The following is a 19740-nucleotide window of genomic DNA, read 5'->3' on the forward strand; positions in this document are numbered from 1 at the left end:
CGCTTGCTCAGCATGCTGAGTGCGGGCAGCCGCTGTCAACGCCTGGGCAACGGCAGGTGGGGCCGTCTCCCGGCCCGGGGCCGGGGCCGGGACTGCCCTTAGGGTTGAACCGTGCCCCAGCTTCCGTACAAGGTTCATGAACTCACCGTCGGCCAGCTCTCCGCGCGCAGCGGTGCCGCGGTCTCCGCGCTGCACTTCTACGAGTCCAAGGGACTGATCAGCAGCACCCGGACGGCGGGCAACCAGCGTCGCTACACCCGTGACGCACTGCGCCGGGTCGCGTTCGTGCGGGCGGCACAGCGGGTCGGGATCCCGCTCGCGGTGATCCGTGACGCACTGGCGGAGCTGCCCGACGAGCGCACCCCCAACCGCGCCGACTGGGCCCGGCTCTCCGAGGTCTGGCGCACCGAGCTGGACGAGCGGATCAGCCAACTCGTCGAACTGCGCGACCGGTTGACCGACTGCATCGGCTGCGGCTGCCTCTCGCTGGAGAAGTGCGCGCTGTCCAATCCGTACGACAACCTCGGCGAGCAGGGTCCTGGCGCACGGCGGCTGCGGGTCGACCGGAGGGTCACGGACCCGGAGGGGGCCCAGGAGCGCGCCGGCGGCGACCGGCGGCACCCGGCGGACCGGCACGGCGAGCAGGACGCGCAGGGGTGCTGCCCGGACGGGCCGTGAGCGCGGGTGCGCCCGCCCCGTGACGGGCGGGCGCACGTACTCCGGCGTCCGTCACCACATGGGCGGAGTGCGGCCCGCCCACGGACGGGCCTGCTCCAGCTGCGCCGACAGCGCGATCAAGGTGGCCTCGTCGCCGTACCGCCCGGCCAGCATCACGCCGATCGGCAGCCCCTCGGCGTTCCACTGGAGCGGGACGCTCACCGCGGGCTGGCCGGTGGCGTTGTAGAGCGCGGTGAACGGCGTGAAGGCGCCGATGGCGGAGAACTCGGCCTGGGGATCGGCGTCGTTGCGCAGCCCGCCGACCGGCACCGGAGGCGCGGCCACCGTCGGCGTGAGGATCACGTCGTAGCCGGTCTCCGGCGGCATCAGGCCGTCCGCGAGGGACTGGGCGAGGACCCGGAAGGCGTACAGGGAGCGCGCGAAGTCCGTACCGGAGACCTCGGCGCCGCGGGCGCGCAGATAGCGGGTGAGCGGCATCAGCAGCTCCTCGCCCTCCTGCGGCAGCGGGCGGTTCGCGGCGAGCACCGACCAGACGCGGGTGAAGGCGTGGAGGATGCCCTCGTCGGCGGGCAGGGACAGCTCCTCCACCTGGTGGCCGAGTCCGGTCAGCAGTGCGGCGGTGTCGGTGGTGGCGGTGCGGCAGTCGGGGTGGACCTCGACACCGGGGACGGGCGCCTCGGTCAGGCAGGCGATCCGCAGCCGTCCGGGGTCGCGGCGGGCATGGGCGGCGAAGGTCTCGCCGGGCGGCAGCGACGGCGCCGCGTACGGATCTCCGGGCATCGCGCCGGCCAGCACGTCCAGCAAGGTGGCCGCGTCGGCGACGGTACGGGCCAGCGGCCCCGAGGTGGCCAGGCCCGTGACGTCATGGAGCAGCGGCCCGCCGCTGACCCGGCCGCGGCTGGGCTTGATGCCGAACAGCCCGCAGACGGAGGCCGGGATACGGATCGAGCCGCCGCCGTCGCTGGCGTGCGCGACCGGCGCCAGACCGCCTGCCACGGCCGCGGCCGCCCCGCCGCTGGAGCCGCCCGCCGAGCGCTCCAGGTCCCACGGGGTGCGGGCGGGCGGTGCGAGGCCGTTCTCGGTGTAGCAGGGCAGCCCGAATTCGGGGGTGTTGGTCTTGCCGAGCAGGATCGTGCCGCCCGCCCGCAGCTTCTGGACGACATGGTCGTCGACGGTCGGCACATGCTCGGCCAGCGCCCGCGAACCCATCGTGCAGCGCACCCCTGCGACCTGGTTGAGGTCCTTCACCGGGACGGGTATCCCGTGCAGCGGCGGGAGTTCGCGGCCCTCGCGGCGGGCCGCGGTGGCCTCGCTCTCGGCGTCCGAGGCCTGCTTGCGGGCGATCTCGGGGGTACGGGTGAGGAAGGCGCCGAGTGAGTCGTCGAGCCGCTCGATCCGCGTCAGGTAGTGCTCGGTGAGTTCCACGGGGGAGAGCTCACCCGACCGGATCCCCTCGGCCTGTTCGATCGCGGTCAGATCGTGCAGTTCGGCCATGGACGTCCACCCTCTCCTACGGGTGCCCGTACGGCCCTGTGCCGTACGGGCAGGAGGGCCGACGCCGGCCGGGCGCGATGCCCGGGCGGGGGTCAGCCCGTGAACAGTTGTTTCAGTTTGAGGGTCAGCTCGTAAAGGCCGTATATGAACGGGATGCCCACCCAGAGCCAGACGAGGGCGAACAGGAGGGCGCGGCGGGCGGTCACTGCTCGGCTCCCTTCGGGGCGGCGGGCTCGGCTGCCAACTGGTCCGTCTTTTCCGGTGGTTGGTGGTGCCGTGGGTGCACGGGGCGGACCAGTTCGTTGGCGACGAAGCCGACGACGAGCAGGCCGATCATGATGAAGAACGAGGTGGTGTAGAGGTCCGGGCCGCTGCGGCCGGCGGACTTCTGCCCGTCGGCGATGGCGTTGACGATCAGCGGGCCGAGCACGCCGGCCGTGGACCAGGCCGTCAGCAGCCGCCCGTGGATCGCGCCGACCTGGTAACTGCCGAACAGATCCTTCAAATACGCCGGGATGGTGGCGAATCCGCCGCCGTAGAACGACAGGATCACCACCGCGCAGGCGATGAACAGCGGCTTGGAGGAGTCGCCGGCCAGCGCGATCAGCAGATACATCAGGGCGCCGGCGCCGAGGTAGAGACGGTAGATGTTCTTGCGGCCCACCAGGTCGGAGGTGGAGGACCAGACGATCCGGCCGAGCATATTGGCCAGGGAGAGCATGCCGACGAATCCGGCCGCCGCCGGGGCGCTCACCGGTGCCGCGGTGTGCGCGAAGAAGTCGGAGATCATCGGGGCGGCCTTCTCCAGGATGCCGATGCCCGCCGTGACATTCATGCAGAGGATGACCCACAGACACCAGAACTGCGGGGTGCGCAGCGCGCTGCGGGCCGAGACCTGTGCGGTGGTCACGAGCGGGCGGGCCATGGACGCGCCCGCGGGCGGTCCGGCGGGCGGCCGCCAGTCGTCGGCGGGGACCCGTACCAGCACGACCCCGAGGGTCATGAAGACGGCATAGACCAGGCCCATGATCAGGAAGGTCCGGGCGATCCCGGAGGCGTCCGCGCCGAGGGAGTCCAGGAGTTGGGTGGACCAGGGGGAGGCGATCAGCGCGCCGCCGCCGAAGCCCATGATGGCGATGCCGGTGGCCATCCCGGGACGGTCGGGGAACCACTTGATGAGGGTGGAGACCGGGGAGATGTAGCCGATGCCCAGGCCGATGCCGCCGATGAAGCCGTAACCGAGCACCACCAGCCAATACTGGCCGGTGGCCGCGCCGAGGGCCGCGACCAGGAAGCCGGTGGAGAAGCAGACCGCGGAGACGCACATCGCCCAGCGCGGGCCGTTGCGTTCGACGAGCGTGCCGCCGAACGCGGCGGACAGGCCCAGCATCACGATGGCGAGCTGGAAGGGGAGCGCGGAGGCCGTCCCGGACAGCTGGAGGGAGGACTCCAGGGGCGGTTTGAACACACTCCAGGCGTAGGCCTGTCCGATGGCGAGATGGATGGACAGGGCGGCGGGCGGGACGAGCCAGCGGCTCCACCCCGGCGGGGCGACGATGCGGGAGCGGGCGAGCGCGATCATGCGGCGGAACGTACCTCTCCGGTCACCCGCCGGGAAGGCCGCGCACCAAAGTCGTTGCAGTGGCCACCAGTTGGGCGTTGCCGGTGGCCGGCCGGCCGTCGGGCAGCAGGAGCGTGTCCTCGATGCCGATCCGGGTGGCCAGGCCCAGCGCGCCGGCCAGTCGCAGCACGGGCCAGGCCCCGCCGTCCTCCCCGTGCAGCAGCACCGGGCGGCCGGGCGCGGCGCCGGCCACGGCGGTCAGCAGCTCGCGTGCGGTGGCCGGCGCCGACCCGGCGTCGGTGTCGGTCACTTCGGCCAGCACCCGCAGCACCCGCGGCGCGAGCGGTGAGCGGGCGAACGACTCCGCGCCGTCCGTGCCCGACCAGATGTCGGCCTCGACGCCGATGCCACGCTCCAGCAGGGCCGCGGCGACGGCCTCGGCGCCCTGCTCGTGCCAGTTCACCGAGGCGTGGTCGGGCAGCACCGTCCAGGAGCGGATCCGCTCCGCCCGGCGGGCGGGATCCGGCTCGCTCCAGGCGCCGGTCGTCACCCCCACCGGGACATCCACCACCGCCCGGACGGCCTCCAGGACGGCGGCCACCACGCGCGGCGCGAGGGAATCCTGGCCGCACGGGGTCTTGGGATGGACATGGACCTCGTCGGCACCGGCCGCCACCGCCTGCCGCGCGGCCTCGGCGAGGGCGGCCGGTGACATCGGCACCGCCGCGGAATCGGCCGCCGTCCGGGCGCCGTTGAGACAGACCTGAAGCATGTCCCGATGATGACAGCAGGGTCTGACAGCTCCCCTGACGTCGGCCGTTCCGGGTGTACGGCGGCGCGCGGCCGCCGTCCGGGGTCAGGCCGCCGCGAACGCCCCCGCCCCGTGCGCCCGGCCCGCGGCGGTCAGCACCTCGGGCGTCAGCACGGAGACCGGGGCCAGCACCCCGCACTGCAAGCAGGCCGGTCCGGGTGCCGGGGCGTCCACCGGCTCCGGGAGCCAGGTGAAGCGGGTGCCGCCGCACACGGGGCAGTCGCGGCGCGGCCGCCCCGTCTCCATCGCCACGATCATGCGGCGCAGCACCACCGCGAGGCGGGCCGCCGGGTGCCGTTGCGGTGACTCGCACGGCACGATGTCACAGCCGCCCCAGGTCCGCCGGTGCCATTCGTCGATGGCGCCGGGCTGCCGGATGCCGTCGTGCTTCTCCTTCCGGCGCCGGGCGGCGAACTCCTCCTCGTACGCGAGCCAGAGCGCACGGGCCTCTTCCAGCTCGGCCAGCGCGGCTACCAGCCGCTCGGGATCGGGATCGCGGTCCTGGGTCGCGATACCGGCCCGGGTGCACAGGTGGTGCCAGGTCGCCCGGTGCCCGTAAGGGGCGAAGCGTTCAAGGCACTTGCGCAGGGCGGTGCGTCGCTGAGCCGCGACGAGTCGTGGATTGCGGACCTGTTCTGCGAGGGCTCTGAAACCGGCCATTTCATCCCACCTCCGTGGGGAGGATCCGACTGAACGGGGATGGGACGTAGTCGATCACCAACTGGATCCATCGAACTTTCTTGCGGTTTTTTCGGGGGTGATGTTCCGAGTGTCCTGGCGTCGTCGAAAGATTCTCCCCGGAAGAAGGAAAGTTGACTGTTGTTCATCTTCCGGCCGGGGATAACCGCCGGTAACGTCCCGCCCACCCTCCCCCGGGCTCGTAACAAGCAGGGGACCCCCATCGAGGAGCAGGAATGCGACGACGTACCGGAAGGCTCAGGACCGCCGCCGCGGCAGCCCTGTTCGCCCTGGGTGCCACGCTCTTGGCACCGCCCCCCACCGCGGCCGCCGTGCCGAAGGACGCCAACGACTACTGCCAGGGCCAGTGCGGCGACATCCTGCCGCCCGGCGCCACCGGCAACGCCACCCTGATGGAGATCCTCGGCAACAAGCTGTTCGGCACCCACCCCGAGCACTCCACCGACCAACTCGGCCCGTACGGCGCGCTGGCGAGCGGATACCAGTCGCTGACCGACGACACCCTCAACCGGTTCTTCAACGACGCCTCCTTCGGCGTCCCCCAGGACCAGGTCGGCAAGGTCACCGCGCCCCGCGACGACGTGACCATCACCCGGGACAAGAAGACCGGCGTGCCGCACATCAAGGGCACCACCCGCTACGGCACCGAGTACGGCGCCGGCTACGCCGCGGGCCAGGACCGGCTGTGGCTGATGGACCTCTTCCGCCACATCGGCCGCGGCGAACTGACCTCCTTCGCCGGCGGCGCGCTCGCCAACCAGGGCCTGGAGCAGCAGTTCTGGCCGCAGGCGCCGTACACCGAAGCCGATCTCCAGGCCCAGGTCGACCGCATCCGGGACACCAACGGCGAGCGCGGCAAGCTGGCCATGCAAGACGCCCAGGCCTATGTCGACGGCATCAACGCCTACCGCGAACAGTCCAAGAACGGCCGGTACTTCCCCGGTGAGTACGTCCTCACCGGCCATGTCGACGCGATCACCAACGCCGGTGAGATCCAGCCCTTCAAGCTCACCGACCTGATAGCCCTGGCCTCCGTCGTCGGCGGTCTCTTCGGCAACGGCGGGGGCGGCGAGGTCCCCTCGGCCCTCGCGCTGCTCTCCGCCCAGCAGAAGTACGGCGTCGAGAAGGGCACCGAGGTCTGGGAGTCCTTCCGGGAGCGCAACGACCCCGAGGCCGCCAAGACGCTGCACGACGGCAGCAGCTTCCCGTACGCAGTCAAGCCGGCCAAGGCCAAGGGCACCGCGCTGCCCGACCGCGGCTCGGTCACGTCCGAGCCGCTGGTCTTCGACCGCACCGGCGCGGCCACCGTCAAGAGCGGAACGCCGCCGAGGGATCCGGTCAAGGCGCCCAGGAAGTACAAGAAGCTGGAAGGCCTCTTCAAGGACGGGGTGCTGCCCAAGGGCAGCCTCGACCCCACCCAGCACCGCGGGATGTCCAACGCCCTGCTGGTCTCCGGCAAGCACTCCGCGAGCGGCCACCCCGTCGCCGTCTTCGGCCCGCAGACCGGCTACTTCGCGCCCCAGCTGCTGATGCTCCAGGAGATCCAGGGACCCGGCATCAGCGCCCGCGGCGCCTCCTTCGCGGGCGTCGGGATGTACGTCCAGCTCGGCCGCGGCCAGGACTACGCCTGGAGCGCCACCTCCGCCGGCCAGGACATCACCGACACCTACGCCGTCGAGCTGTGCAACGCGGACGGCTCCGCGCCCACCAAGGACTCCACCTCCTACCGCTACCGCGGCGCCTGCGTCCCCATGGAGAAGCTGGAGCGCACCAACTCCTGGAAGCCCACCGTCGCCGACCCGACGGCGGCCGGCTCCTACCGGATGCAGGTCTTCCGGACGAAGTACGGGACCGTCACCCATCGCGCCACCATGGACGGCAAACCCGTCGCCTACACCGCGCAGCGCTCCACCTACCGCCACGAGGCCGACTCGATCATCGGCTTCCAGATGTTCAACGACCCGTCCTACGTACGCGACGCCAAGACGTTCCAGCAGGCCGCCGAGCACATCGGCTACGCCTTCAACTGGTTCTACGCCGACTCCCGTGACATCGCGTACTACAACAGCGGCCTCAACCCGGTCCGCAACCCCGATGTCGATCCGTCCCTGCCCGTCAAGGCGGAGGACGCCTACGAGTGGAAGGGCTACGACCCGGCCACCAACACCACCGACTACACCCCGCCCGCCCAGCATCCGCAGTCCGTCGGCCAGGACTACTACATCTCGTGGAACAACAAGCAGGCCCAGGACTACGACTCGGCAGGCTTCGGCAACGGTTCGGTGCACCGCGGCAATCTCCTGGACGACCGGGTGCGGGCACTGACCAAGGACGGCGGGGTGACCCGGGCGTCGCTGACCCGCGCCATGTCCGAGGCCGCCGTCACCGACCTGCGCGGCGAGGACGTACTGCCCGAACTCCTGCGCGTCCTCACCAGCAAGCCCGTCACCGACCCCGAGCTGAAGACCGCGGTCCAGCAGCTGGAGGCCTGGCGCAAGGACGGCGCCCAGCGCAAGGAGACCGCGGCGGGCTCGCACACCTACACCCACCCCGACGCGGTACGCCTCATGGACGCCTGGTGGCCGCTGATGACCGAGGCCGTCTTCAAGCCGGGCCTCGGCGGCGACCTCTACGACGCACTGCGTGCCAACCTCGCCGTCGACGAATCACCGTCGGCCGGCCACGGGCCGACCGGGGGGCACGCCGGATCGGCGTTCCAGTACGGCTGGTGGAGCTACGCGGACAAGGATCTGCGTGCGGTGCTCGGCGACAAGGTGGCGGGCCCGCTCGCGCGGCCGTACTGCGGCAACGGTGACCTGTCCGCCTGCCGCGACACCCTGCTGGCCACGCTCCAGCAGGCGAGCGGCAAGACCGCCGAGCAGGTCTACCCCGGCGACGACAGCTGCAAGGCCGGCGACCAGTGGTGCGCGGACGCGATCATCCACCGCACGGTGGGCGGCCTGACCCACGACACCATCAGCTGGCAGAACCGGCCGACCTATCAGCAGGTCGTGGAGTTCCCGGCACACCGGTAGACGGCAGGCGGCATGCGAAGGCCCCGGGGCGGGTGACCCCGGGGCCTTCGTGCGTGCACGCCGGGTGCCCCGTCGCTCCAACTCCCGTGCCGGGTGCCGCGGCTGCCCTCGGGGCGGGATTCCACTGGGGGTATGCTGAAGGGTTCTGAACTCCAGGGGATGGGAAAGCGGGGCATGGCCTTGTTCGGTCCGCAGCAGTACCCGACGGAGCTGCTGGATACCACCATGGACCAGTTGCGCACGCTGATCGTCGTTCACGAGGCGGGTACCGCGCTGGGCGCCGCGCGCCGGCTGGGCCGCGAACAGTCCAGTGTGCAAAAGCAGCTGGACACCATGAACCGCACCTTCTCCGCGCTGTGCGGCGAGGAACTGGTCCTCAAGCAGGGGCGGGGGAGGGACGCCCTGTTCACCGCGACCGGCGAGGCACTGGTCGAGCTGGCCCGGCGCACGCTGGGGGAGTGGTCGGACGGGGTGCACGACGCCCGCCGCCGGCTCGGCCGGACCCTGTCCGTCGGCACCACCCGCTATACGCTCGGCTTCCTGCTGGACGCGGTGGAACGCGTCACCGAGGACTATGAGCGCGACGATGTCGACCTGAAGGTCACCCACGTCCGCACCGGCGACCTCTTCACCAAACTGCGCTCCAAGGAACTCGATCTGGTCTGCGGCAGCGTCGTCGTCACCGAGGCCGACGAAGCGGAACTGCTGGCTCCGTACGAGGTCATGGAGTGGCGGCGCAGCGGGCTCTCGCTGCTGACGAACCTGCCGCCGGAACGGCTCCCCGGTACCTCCTTCGGCGCCCGCGACCTGCCCCGGCTGCCGCTGGTCGTCTCCGCGCGCGGTCTGATCGGCCGCTTTTTGACCTCGTGGTACGGCCCCGAATACCGGCAGAAGCTGTCCATCGCGGCCGAGATCGAGGCCGCGCACTACGGCTTCGAACTGCTGCGGTCGGGCGTGGTCAGCGGGGCGATGCTGGTCACCCGGGGCATCGGGGAGGCGGCCGCGGACGGCCGCCTCCCGGAAGCCGGCGGACTGCGCACCTTGGAGATCGTCGGGGAGGTGGGGCCCAGGACCGAGGTGCTGGTCGGCGTCTTCACCCGCCGCGGCGAGCGGGACTCCTACGCCCCCGGCCACCCCCTCAACCTCCTGTGGGACGCACTGTCCGGGGAGAGCGGGAGATGGTGGCTGAGCTCATGAGTGCGGGGCGGCACCGGCACCTCAGACCAGTTCCCGCTCCCGGGTCTCCGGCAGCGCCAGTACGCACAGCAGCGAGACGACCGCCATCGCGCTGACGTACCAGCCCACCGACGCCGAGCCGTACGCCGACTGGAGCCGGGTGGCGACCAGCGGAGCGACCGCGCCGCCCAGGACGCCGCCCAGGTTGTAGGCCAGCGAGGCGCCCGAGTAGCGCACCGTCGCGCTGAACAGCTCCGGCAGATAGGCGCCCATCGGGCCGTACACCACGCCCATGCAGAACAGCGCGCCACCGATGCCGACGGCGATCAGCACCGGCTGTCCGGTGTCCAGCAGCGGGAACAGCACCAGCCCCCACACCACCGCAAGGGCGCTCCCGGCAAGGATCAGCTTGCGGCGTCCTGCGCCGTCGGAGCGGGTGGCGGCGAGCCAGGTACCGGCCGCCAGGAAGAGGCAGGCGACCAGGGAGAGCCCCAGCATGGTGTTGCGGGAGATGCCGAGAGTGCCGGTGGCGTAGGAGAGGCAGTAGGTCGTCGCGGTGTAGAAGAGGCCATACGCGACGATCATCCCGCCCGCGCCCAGCAGCAGTTCGCGCGGATGCCGGCGCAGCACATCGGCGGTGGGCACCTTGCTCGCCTCCTGGGCGTCCAGCACCTTCGCGAAGACCGGCGTCTCACTGATCTTCAGCCGTACGAACAGTCCGACGCCGACCAGCAGGAACGACAGCAGGAACGGCACCCGCCAGCCCCACGAGCGGAACGCCGCGTCGTCGAGCACGGACGACAGCAGCCAGAACACCCCGGTCGCCGCGAAGAACCCGACGGACGGACCGAGTTGCGGGAAGGCCGCATACAGCCCACGGCGCTTGCGCGGCGCATGCTCGACGGCGAGCAGCGCGGCCCCGCCCCACTCCCCGCCCAGGCCGATGCCCTGGAGAAAGCGCAGCGCGATCAGCAGCAGCGGCGCCCAGACACCCCATGTGCCGTAGCCCGGCAGCAGCCCGACGCACGCCGTCGAGAGCCCCATCAGAAGCAGCGAGGCGACCAGGACGGACTTACGGCCCACCCGGTCGCCGAAGTGGCCGAAAATCACCGAGCCGAGCGGCCGCGCGGCGAACGCCACCGCATAGGTGGAGAAGGACGCGAGGGTGGCGTTGACCGGGTTGAGCGTCGGGAAGAACGCCTGGTTGAGGACGAGCGCGGCGGCGGTTCCGTAGATATAGAAGTCGTAGAACTCGATGGCCGTCCCGATGAACGAAGCCACTGCCACCCGGCGCAAACTCTCCCCGCCGGCGGCCTCCTGATCCTCCTTCGACAGAGAGTTTCCTGTTGTCTGTGCTGTTGTCTGCGCTGATGTCGCGTCGCTGCTCACGAGCGCACTTTCCGACTCGGTGCAGGGGGCAGTCAATAGGTGAAATGGCCTGTCTCGGCTCTTGAGACCGAGACAGGCCACGACCGCAACCCGCCCGCGCTCTCACCGATAACGCAGATACCGCAGCCGTAGCGCACGGAAGCCGGCGAGCTTCTCCTGCCAGGCGGCGATGATCTCGTCCGGGCCCGCGCCCGCGTCGATCATCTTCCGTACGGTGGCGGAGCCGGTCAGCCGGTCGATGCCGTTGTCCGGCCGCCAGGCGAAGCCGCTCCAGACCCGCTTCGCGGTCACCAGGAGGGCGATGCCGGTGCGTACCGGGTCGAACGTCCCGGGGTCGTGGACGTGCAGTTGGACGCCGCCGATCGTCTTGCCCTGGAACTTGGAGAAGGTGGGGGCGAAGTAGGCCTCCCTGAAGTGGACGCCGGGCAGGTCCAGTTCGGTGGCGGCCGCGGCCCAGCGCCGGTCGATGCCGTCCGCGCCCAGCAGCTCGAAGGGGCGGGTGGTGCCGCGCCCCTCGGAGAGGTTGGTGCCCTCGAAGAGGCAGGTGCCGGAGTAGACGAGGGCGGTGTCGGGTGTGGGCATGTTGGGGCTCGGCGGCACCCACGGCAGGCCGGTCGTCCCGAAGAAGTCGCCGCGCCGCCAGCCGGTCATCCTGACGGTCTCCAGCTCCACGGGGCGCCCGGCGGCCTGCGGCACGAACTCGCCGTTGAACAGCAGGGCCAGCTCCGTCACCGTCATGCCGTGCGCCTGCGCGATCGGCTCCCGGCCGACGAAGGAGGCGTACGCCTTGTCGAGCACCGGGCCGGTGGCCGAGCGGCCGGTGACCGGATTGGGCCGGTCCAGGACGACGAAGCGCTTGCCGGCGAGCACCGCGGCCACCATGCAGTCGTACAGCGTCCAGATATAGGTGTAGAAGCGGGCGCCCACGTCCTGGATGTCGAAGACGACGGTGTCCACACCGGAGGCGGTGAAGATGCCGGCGAGATCCTTGCCGCTCTTGTTGTACGTGTCGTAGACCGGCAGTCCGGTGGCCGGATCGTCGTAGCGGCCCTCGGAGCCGCCGGCCTGTGCGGTGCCGCGGAAGCCGTGCTCGGGGCCGAAGACGGCGGTCAGCCGCACCCTCGCGTCGGCGTGCATCACATCCACGATGTGCCGCAGGTCCTGGGTGACGCCGGTGGGATTGGTGACGATGCCGACCTTGTGGCCGTCCAGGAGGCGGTAGCCGTCGGCGGACAGCCGGTCGAAGCCGGTGTGCACCCGCCGTCCGCCGCCGTGCGCCGGGTCCGCCGCACGGGCCGGGCCCGCGCCCGTGGCCAGCGCCGCACCGGCCGCTCCGGTCGCCGCCAGCCGCCCGAGCAGAACGCGTCTCGACAGAGCCATCCGCACACCTCCGTGATCAGAGAATCGACCGGGTACGTGTCGTGTGCACGCTAACGCGCTCCGGGGCGTGGGGGAACGGACCCGGCCGTACGGCCGCGGACTCTTCCGCCGGGACATACCGACCGGTTAGTCTGCCTGTCAGCCGCATCGATGCGACCGAGGGAGACCCAGCGTGGAAGCCGTACGGGACAAGACCGTTGTCGTGACCGGGGCGGGCGGGGGGATCGGCGCCGCGCTGGCCCGCCGGTTCGCCGCCGAGGGCGCCCGGGTCGTGGTCAACGATCTGGACGGGGCCAAGGCGGCGAAGACCGCCGAGGAGATCGGGGCGGTCGCGGTCGCCGGGGACGCCTCCGCCATCGTCCCGGCGGCGCGCGAGGCGCTCGGCGGCGGTATCGACATCTTCTGCGCCAACGCCGGGGTCGGTACCGGCGGCGGACCCGAGGCGTCCGAGGAGGACTGGACGCTGGCCTGGGACGTCAACGTCATGGCGCACGTGCGGGCCGCACGCGCGCTGGTGCCGGAGTGGCTGGAGCGCGGCAGCGGGCGCTTCATCTCCACGGTCTCCGCCGCCGGCCTGCTCACCATGGTCGCCGCCGCCCCCTACAGCGTCACCAAGCACGGCGCCTACGCCTTCGCCGAGTGGCTCTCGCTGACCTACCGGCACCGCGGCATCGACGTCCACGCCATCTGCCCCCAGGGCGTCCGCACCGACATGCTGGCCGCCACCGGGGCCGCCGGGGACCTCGTCCTCACCCCCACGGCCGTCGAGCCCGAGGACGTCGCCGAGGCGCTCTTCGCGGCGATGGCCGAGGGCCGCTTCCTGGTCCTGCCGCACCCGGAGGTCGCGGACTACTACACCGCGCGCGCCGCGGACCCGGACCGCTGGCTCAGCGGGATGAACCACCTCCAGCGGAAGTTGGAGCAGGCCGAGGGCGGCCGTTCCTAGCGCGGACCACGCCCTCAGCAGGGCCGGGTGGCGGGCCGGCCGGACCCCGCCCGCCACCCCGCGTCACCCAGGTGTTTCCCCCGCAGGGATGATCAGGCGATCAGGAAGAAAGGGCCGCACCCCGATGACCTCCTACCAGGACATGCCGTGGCTGGCACAGCTCACCGACGCCCAGCGCGCCCCTGTCCAGCCGCCCCCCTCGATGCTGCACGCCTTCCGGGCCGTGGTGGGCCGCGTCCCGGACCGCACGGCGCTCGCCTACTTCGACGGCCGGCTGTCCTACGCCGAGACCGATGCCCTCTCCGACGGCATCGCCGCCCACCTCGTCGAGCGCGGCTTCCGGCGCGGCGACCGGGCCGCGGTCATGCTCCAGAACACCCCGCACTTCGTGCTCGCCCTGCTCGGCGTGTGGAAGGCCGGCGGTGTGGTGGTGCCGGTCAACCCCATGTACAAGTCCGCCGAGATGCGGCACATCCTGGACGACGCCGAGGTCACCGCCGTCATCTGCGCCGACCGCACCTGGGACGGCTTTCTGCGCGCCACCGCCGCCGAGGCGCCGTCCGTACGGATGGCGCTCACCGCCTGGGAACGGGACCTCCAGACCCGCGACGACCGGCGGGTGCTGCGCGGTGAGCGGCTCGGCCCGCAGGAGGGCGCCGACGACCTGCTGACCGTCGCCCGTTCCGGCGGCCGGATCCGCGTGGCGCCCGACGACCCGGAGCTCACCGCCGACGACCTCGCGCTGATCAGCTACACCTCTGGCACCAGCGGCACCCCCAAGGGCGCCACCAACACCCACGGCAACATCACCTACAACGCCGAACGCCAGCGCACCGGCCTGGGACTGCCCGAGGGCGCCACCTACTTCGCGCTCGCGCCGCTCTTCCACATCACCGGCATGGTCTGCGAACTGGCGGCCTGCGTCGCCAACTCCGGCACCCTCGCGCTCGCCTACCGCTTCGACGCGGGCGTCGTCCTGGACGCCTTCCTGGAGCACCGCCCCGCCTATACGGTCGGTCCCTCCACCGCCTATATGGCGCTGATGGCGCACCCCGAGGTCACCCGCGATCACTTCGCGTCCTTCCGGACCATGTCCTCCGGTGGCGCGCCGCTGCCGCCGGCCCTGGTCGAGAAGTTCCGTACGGACTTCGGCCCGTACCTCCACAACGGCTACGGCCTGACCGAGTGCACCGCCCCCTGCGCCAGCGTCCCGCCCGGAAGGGAAGCACCGGTCGACAAGGTCTCCGGCACGCTCGCCGTGGGTGTCCCCGGCCCCGACACCGTTGTCCGGATCATCGACGAGACGGGCCGGGACCTGCCGTTCGGCGAACAGGGCGAGATAACGGTCCGCGGCCCCCAGGTCGTCCCCGGCTACTGGCGCCGCCCCGACGCCACCGCCGAGGCCATCCCGGACGGCGAGCTGCACACCGGCGACATCGGCTTCATGGACGCGGGCGGCTGGCTGTATGTCGTCGACCGCAAGAAGGACATGATCAACGCCTCCGGCTTCAAGGTCTGGCCACGCGAGGTCGAGGACGTCCTCTACAGCCACCCGGCGGTGCGCGAGGCGGCGGTCGTCGGGGTGCCCGACGCCTACCGCGGCGAGTCGGTCAAGGCCTATGTCAGCCTGCGCCCCGGCACCGCTCCGGACCCCGCCGAGCTGGCCGCCTACTGCAAGGAACGGCTCGCGGCGTACAAATATCCCCGTGCGGTGGAGATCCTGGCCGAGCTTCCGAAGACCACGAGTGGCAAGATCCTCCGACGGGAGCTGCGCCACCGCGCATGACTAAGCACGAAGGACAGGTGAGGGCGATGGCCGGCACGAAGGACGGCAACGGCAACGGTGGTGCGAAGCCGGTGGCCCAGCGGCTGCTGGCCACCGCCACCAGGCTCTTCGCGGAGCAGGGCTACGACCGCACCTCCGTCCAGGAGATCGTCGATGCGGCGGGCGTCACCAAGGGCGCCCTCTACCACTACTTCGGCTCCAAGGAGGATCTGCTCCACGAGGTCTACGGCCGGGTGCTGCGCCTCCAGCAGGAGCGGCTCGACCACTTCGCCGGCGCCGACGCGCCGGTGCAGGAGCGACTGCGCGACGCCGCCGCCGATGTCGTCGTCACCACCATCGAGAACCTCGACGACACCAAGATCTTCTTCCGCTCGATGCACCACCTCAGTCCGGAGAAGGACAAGCAGGTACGCGCCGAGCGGCGCCGCTACCACGAAAGGTTCCGCGCCCTGGTCCAGGAGGGCCAGCGCGCCGGTGTGTTCGCCGCCGACATCCCCGCCGACCTGGTCGTGGACTACCACTTCGGCTCCGTGCACCACCTGGGGACGTGGTACCGCGAGGACGGGCCGCTCAGCCCGCAGGAGGTCGCGGACCATCTCGCGGATCTGCTGCTGCGCGCCCTGCGGCCGTAGGCCCACAGCGGACGCCGGACGCCGGACGCCGGATGCCGGATGCTGCGGGCGGAAGACCTTCCGCCCGCAGCATCCGGCATCCGGCATCGGTGTCTTCTTGGCCACACCTCCCGCGGGGGAAGCGGCCGCGCGCGCTCACCGTACGTATCGGTAAGGCCACGTCGAGGTGAGCCCGGACGCCTCGCGCGGCGCCTCGGGCGGCTCTGGCCACATCTCTCGGAATTTGTTGGATTGCGCGCAAGAGCAGTGGGCATGCGCCCCGGGGTGATGACACTCAAGGGGCGGCTGTGGCTCGGGGGTGTCCTCATCCGCCATCCGTAACTTACGGTATCGATAGTTCTGCTATCACAACCGATGTGGGTGGCCTAGTGGCTGAAGTGACGCTGTTTCTCCGGGAGTACGCACGGACGCGCGGAGAGGTGGGCGCGATCGTTCCGAGCAGTCCCCGGCTCGGCAGGGCCCTGACCCGCTATCTCGTCCCCAGCCCCGGCCGCTCCCGCGCGGTCCTGGAGGTGGGGCCGGGCACCGGAGCGGTGACCCGCCACATCGCCGACGCGCTCGGCCAGGAGGACACCCTCGACCTCGTCGAGGCCAACCCGCGCTTCGTCGACATCCTGCACGGCGCCTACGGCGGCGACCCGCGGCTCCAGTTCCTCACCGGCATGGTGCAGGAGCACGAACTCGGCACCTACGACACCATCGTCTGCGGCCTGCCGTTCGCGAACTTCGACGCCCCGACGACGACGGACATCTTCGACCGGCTGCTCGGCGCCCTGCGCCCCGGCGGCACCCTCTCCTTCTTCGGCTATGTCGGCGGCGCGACGGTACGCCGCACCTTCACCGGGGGAACGGCGCGCGTCCACGCCGTCAACGGGCAGCTCGCGCTGCGCCGCATATTGGACCGGCACACCTTCCGTACGGAACTGGTGCTGGGCAACCTGCCGCCGGCCCGGGTGCATCACCTCGTACCGGCCGGCGACCCCGTTCACCCCGGGTGAGGCTGCGCCTCCGGCCGCCGGGAGACGTCCTCCTGGGCGATACGCCGTAGCCCGGCCATCGCCGCGTCGCCGAGCACGGTCCCGAGCACCGCGCCCTCGATCTTGGCGTCGATGCTCGGGACCCCGTCGAATGCGGCCAGCTCGGCGGCGGCAAGGGTCCCCGCCGCGTCCGCGTATCCGTCGAGCAGACCGAGCAACTCGCTCCGGCCGAGCTCGTGATAGGCCACCACGACCTGCACCAGCGTCTGCCACCCCGGATTCTCGGGCCGCACCGTCCAGCCGTGCCGCCGCACCAGCTCCCCGACCTCCCGGTCGGCGCGCTCCCACGTCTCGTCGGTGCCCCGCTCGGCCGCCACCCGGCTGACCGCCGACTGCGCGGTGCCGAGCATGCCGTGCACGGTGCTGCCCGGAGCATCGATCCCCGCCAGCACCTCGCCGGCAGCCGCGATGGACAGCCCGCCCACTTCGGTCAGCGCACGGATCAGCTTCAGTCGCCGGATGTGCGACTCCGCATAATGAACCTGGTTCGGACCGGTGCGCTCACCCGCGGGCAACATGCCTTCGCGCGTGTAGTACTTGATCGTCGGAACCGGCACACCGGTCCGCCGCGCCAGTTCTCCGATACGCATCCCCCGAGGATAGCGGCGCGCCCACCCCGGCAGGAGGCCGCTCCGACCGCTGGACGGCCGCCCGGCGACCGCGGCGGGCGGCCGTCCGCGGACCGTCGTTCCGGGTCCGGCCGCCGTACCGGGAAGGCCCTACAGGTGGCGCTTCAACTCCCGGCGCGCCAGGGACCGTTGGTGCACCTCGTCCGGTCCGTCCGCCAGCTGGAGCGTGCGGGCCCCGGCCCACAGCTCCGCCAGGGGGAAGTCCTGGCTGACGCCGCCCGCGCCGTGCAGCTGGACCGCCTTGTCGAGGATGCCCACGACCGTGCGCGGGGTGGCGATCTTGATGGACTGGATCTCGGTGTGAGCGCCCTTGTTGCCGACGGTGTCCATCAGCCAGGCGGTCTTGAGCACCAGCAGCCGCAGCTGTTCCACCGCCACCCGGGCGTCCGCGATCCACTCCTGCACCACGCCCTGCTGGGCCAGCGGCTTGCCGAAGGCCGTACGGGTCACCGCGCGGCGGCACATCAGCTCGATGGCGCGCTCGGCCATGCCGATCAGCCGCATGCAGTGGTGGATCCGGCCGGGGCCGAGCCGGGCCTGCGCGATACCGAAGCCGCCGCCCTCCTCGCCGATCAGGTTGGCCGCCGGCACCCGGACATCGTGGAAGAGCACCTCGGCGTGGCCGCCGTGCCAGTGGTCCTCGTAGCCGTACACCTGCATGGCGCGCTTGACCTCCAGGCCGGGGGTGTCGCGCGGTACCAGGATCATCGACTGCTGGCGGCGGAGGTCCGTGCCGTCCGGGTCGGTCTTGCCCATCACGATGAAGATCTGGCACCGGGGGTTCATCGCCCCGGAGATGTACCACTTGCGCCCGTTGATGACGTAGTCGTCGCCATCCCGTGCGATATGCGTCTCGATGTTGGTGGCGTCCGACGAGGCCACCTCCGGCTCGGTCATCGCGAACGCGGACCGGATCTCACCGGCCAGCAGCGGCTCCAGCCACTGCTTCTTCTGCGCCTCGTTGCCGAACTGCGTCAGCACCTCCATGTTGCCGGTGTCCGGCGCCGCGCAGTTCAGCGCGGTGGGCGCCAACTGGGGGCTGCGTCCGGTGATTTCGGCCAACGGCGCGTACTGGAGGTTGGTCAGCCCGGCGCCGTGCTCCGCGTCGGGGAGGAAGAGGTTCCACAGGCCCTGCCGGCGGGCCTCGGCTTTGAGCTCCCCGACGACGGCCGGGGTGTCCCACGGCGAGGCGAGCGAGGCCCGCTGCTCATGGGCGGTCTGCTCGGCCGGGTAGACGTGCTCGTCCATGAACGTCAGGAGCTTCTCGCGGAGCTCCTCCGTGCGGGCGTCGAATGCGAAGTCCATGGGTGTCTCAGCCTTCCTTGAGGGTGGTGAGTCCGTGGCCGATGAATACGGGGACGAGCTCGCCGATTTGGTCGAACCCGGCGCCGACGGTCTGGCCGAGCGTGAAGCGGTAGTGGATGCCTTCGAGGATCACGGCGAGCTTGAACCAGGCGAACGCCGTGTACCAGGCGATGGCGGAGGTGTCCCGGCCGGAGCGGGCGGCATAGCGCTCGATCAGCTCGGCCGGCGAGGGGTGGCCGGGGGCGCCACTGGTGGTGCTGACCGGCGACTCGGGCAGGCCGAGGTCCGAGCTGTACATCACCAGCAGGCCGAGGTCGGTCAGCGGATCGCCGAGCGTGGACATCTCCCAGTCCAGTACGGCCTTGATCGTGTCGTCGGCGCCGACCAGGACGTTGTCGAGGCGGTAGTCGCCGTGCACGACGGTCGGTGCGGGCGAAGCGGGCAGCGCCCGGCCCAGCGCCTCGTGCAGCTCGTCGATCCCCGCCAGATCGCGGTTCTTGGAGGCGCTCAACTGCTTTCCCCAGCGCCGCAGTTGACGCTCCAGGAAGCCCTCGGGGCGGCCGAAGTCGCCGAGTCCGACCGCTTCCGGGTCCACCGCGTGCAGGTCCACGAGCGTATCGACCAGGGAGAGCACCACGGAGCGGGTGCGCTCGGGCCCGAGCGGGGCCAGCTGGCCGGCCGTGCGGTACGGCACGCCCTCGACCAGCTCCATCACATAGAAGGGCGCGCCGATGACCGACTCGTCCTCGCACAGCAGCAGCGTCTCGGGCACCGGCACCGGTGTGGTGTGCAGGGCACTGATGACGCGGTGCTCGCGCCGCATGTCGTGCGCGGTGGCCAGCACATGGCCGAGCGGCGGCCGGCGGACGACCCAGGACGCGGCGCCGTCGCTGACGCGGTAGGTGAGGTTGGACCGCCCGCCCTCGATCAGCCGGGCCCGCAGCGGGCCGCCGGCCAGCCCCGGCCGCTCCCGGTCCAGATGCTCGCGCAATCGCTCCAGGTCGAGGCCGGGAGGTTCCGCGTCCTCCCGGCCGGGGGCCTGCGGGGGAGGGGTGCCCTTGCTCATCGTGCTCCTCCGTACGGAGTGGACGGTCCATCGGTCGCAGCACGATCATGCCGACTAGTCGGTATGGAGTCCAGTGCCGGGACGTGGGGCGTCGGTCACGCGGGGGTTTTCCGCCA

Annotated in this window: 16 protein-coding genes; 7 read left to right on the plus strand and 9 right to left on the minus strand. The window is 71.4% G+C overall.

Annotation, left to right across the window (positions count from 1 at the left end):
- The first annotated feature begins 111 nt into the window (after positions 1 to 111).
- A complete protein-coding gene (soxR, locus tag M8I34_RS06560; protein WP_250048317.1) occupies positions 112 to 678 on the plus strand; it encodes a redox-sensitive transcriptional activator SoxR in 567 nt (188 codons plus the stop codon).
- Between the two features lie 51 nt (positions 679 to 729).
- On the opposite strand, the gene M8I34_RS06565 is transcribed toward soxR, so the two are convergent.
- The 4 genes from M8I34_RS06565 to M8I34_RS06580 all read right to left on the minus strand — a co-directional run bounded on the left by M8I34_RS06565 (position 730) and on the right by M8I34_RS06580 (position 5204).
- Complete coding sequence (locus M8I34_RS06565) at positions 730 to 2172, minus strand: amidase (protein ID WP_250048318.1); 1443 nt, start codon at positions 2170 to 2172, stop codon at positions 730 to 732.
- 202 nt (positions 2173 to 2374) lie between these two features.
- A complete protein-coding gene (locus tag M8I34_RS06570; protein ID WP_250048319.1) occupies positions 2375 to 3754 on the minus strand; it encodes an OFA family MFS transporter in 1380 nt (459 codons plus the stop codon).
- Positions 3755 to 3776: 22 nt separating this feature from the next.
- On the minus strand, positions 3777 to 4505 hold the full coding sequence (locus tag M8I34_RS06575) for a 3-keto-5-aminohexanoate cleavage protein (RefSeq protein ID WP_250048320.1): 729 nt from the start codon (positions 4503 to 4505) through the stop codon (positions 3777 to 3779).
- An 84-nt stretch (positions 4506 to 4589) separates the two neighbouring features.
- Positions 4590 to 5204 carry a hypothetical protein gene (locus tag M8I34_RS06580; protein ID WP_250048321.1) on the minus strand — a complete coding sequence of 205 codons (615 nt, stop codon included), beginning with the start codon at positions 5202 to 5204 and terminating at the stop codon, positions 4590 to 4592.
- A gap of 254 nt (positions 5205 to 5458) precedes the next feature.
- Between M8I34_RS06580 and M8I34_RS06585 the strand changes: the two genes are divergently transcribed.
- The gene (locus M8I34_RS06585; RefSeq protein ID WP_250048322.1) at positions 5459 to 8278 is read left to right on the plus strand and encodes a penicillin acylase family protein; all 2820 of its coding nucleotides are present in this window, start codon (positions 5459 to 5461) and stop codon (positions 8276 to 8278) included.
- A 174-nt stretch (positions 8279 to 8452) separates the two neighbouring features.
- Positions 8453 to 9475, plus strand: a complete 1023-nt coding sequence (locus tag M8I34_RS06590; RefSeq protein ID WP_250048473.1) for a LysR family transcriptional regulator — start codon at positions 8453 to 8455, stop codon at positions 9473 to 9475.
- A 21-nt stretch (positions 9476 to 9496) separates the two neighbouring features.
- Here M8I34_RS06590 and M8I34_RS06595 read toward each other — a convergent pair whose 3' ends face one another.
- Together M8I34_RS06595 and M8I34_RS06600 are read right to left on the minus strand one after the other, a co-directional pair.
- Positions 9497 to 10789: an MFS transporter gene (locus M8I34_RS06595; protein WP_250048474.1), complete on the minus strand. Its 1293-nt coding sequence runs from the start codon at positions 10787 to 10789 to the stop codon at positions 9497 to 9499.
- A 156-nt stretch (positions 10790 to 10945) separates the two neighbouring features.
- On the minus strand, positions 10946 to 12223 hold the full coding sequence (locus tag M8I34_RS06600) for an exo-beta-N-acetylmuramidase NamZ domain-containing protein (RefSeq protein WP_250048323.1): 1278 nt from the start codon (positions 12221 to 12223) through the stop codon (positions 10946 to 10948).
- 172 nt (positions 12224 to 12395) lie between these two features.
- Between M8I34_RS06600 and M8I34_RS06605 the strand changes: the two genes are divergently transcribed.
- From M8I34_RS06605 to M8I34_RS06620, 4 genes are all read left to right on the plus strand, one after another.
- Entirely contained in the window at positions 12396 to 13169 is a 774-nt protein-coding gene (locus tag M8I34_RS06605) for an SDR family oxidoreductase (protein WP_250048324.1), read from the plus strand.
- A 124-nt stretch (positions 13170 to 13293) separates the two neighbouring features.
- Complete coding sequence (locus tag M8I34_RS06610) at positions 13294 to 14955, plus strand: class I adenylate-forming enzyme family protein (RefSeq protein ID WP_250048325.1); 1662 nt, start codon at positions 13294 to 13296, stop codon at positions 14953 to 14955.
- Between the two features lie 26 nt (positions 14956 to 14981).
- Positions 14982 to 15587 carry a TetR/AcrR family transcriptional regulator gene (locus tag M8I34_RS06615; protein ID WP_244415786.1) on the plus strand — a complete coding sequence of 202 codons (606 nt, stop codon included), beginning with the start codon at positions 14982 to 14984 and terminating at the stop codon, positions 15585 to 15587.
- Between the two features lie 377 nt (positions 15588 to 15964).
- Positions 15965 to 16585 (plus strand): class I SAM-dependent methyltransferase, encoded by a 621-nt coding sequence (locus tag M8I34_RS06620; RefSeq protein ID WP_244415787.1) that lies wholly within the window; start codon positions 15965 to 15967, stop codon positions 16583 to 16585.
- On the opposite strand, the gene M8I34_RS06625 is transcribed toward M8I34_RS06620, so the two are convergent.
- The 3 genes from M8I34_RS06625 to M8I34_RS06635 form a co-directional block, all read right to left on the minus strand.
- Positions 16573 to 17214, minus strand: coding sequence for a MerR family transcriptional regulator (locus M8I34_RS06625; RefSeq protein ID WP_250048326.1), 642 nt, complete (start codon positions 17212 to 17214; stop codon positions 16573 to 16575). The genes M8I34_RS06620 and M8I34_RS06625 overlap by 13 nt on opposite strands.
- Before the next feature lie 129 nt (positions 17215 to 17343).
- A complete protein-coding gene (locus M8I34_RS06630) occupies positions 17344 to 18558 on the minus strand; it encodes an acyl-CoA dehydrogenase family protein (RefSeq protein ID WP_250048328.1) in 1215 nt (404 codons plus the stop codon).
- A gap of 7 nt (positions 18559 to 18565) precedes the next feature.
- A complete protein-coding gene (locus tag M8I34_RS06635; RefSeq protein WP_250048329.1) occupies positions 18566 to 19624 on the minus strand; it encodes a phosphotransferase family protein in 1059 nt (352 codons plus the stop codon).
- Positions 19625 to 19740: the final 116 nt, after the last annotated feature.

The organism is Streptomyces sp. MCA2 (assembly GCF_023544705.1).
Taxonomy (GTDB): domain Bacteria; phylum Actinomycetota; class Actinomycetes; order Streptomycetales; family Streptomycetaceae; genus Streptomyces; species Streptomyces decoyicus.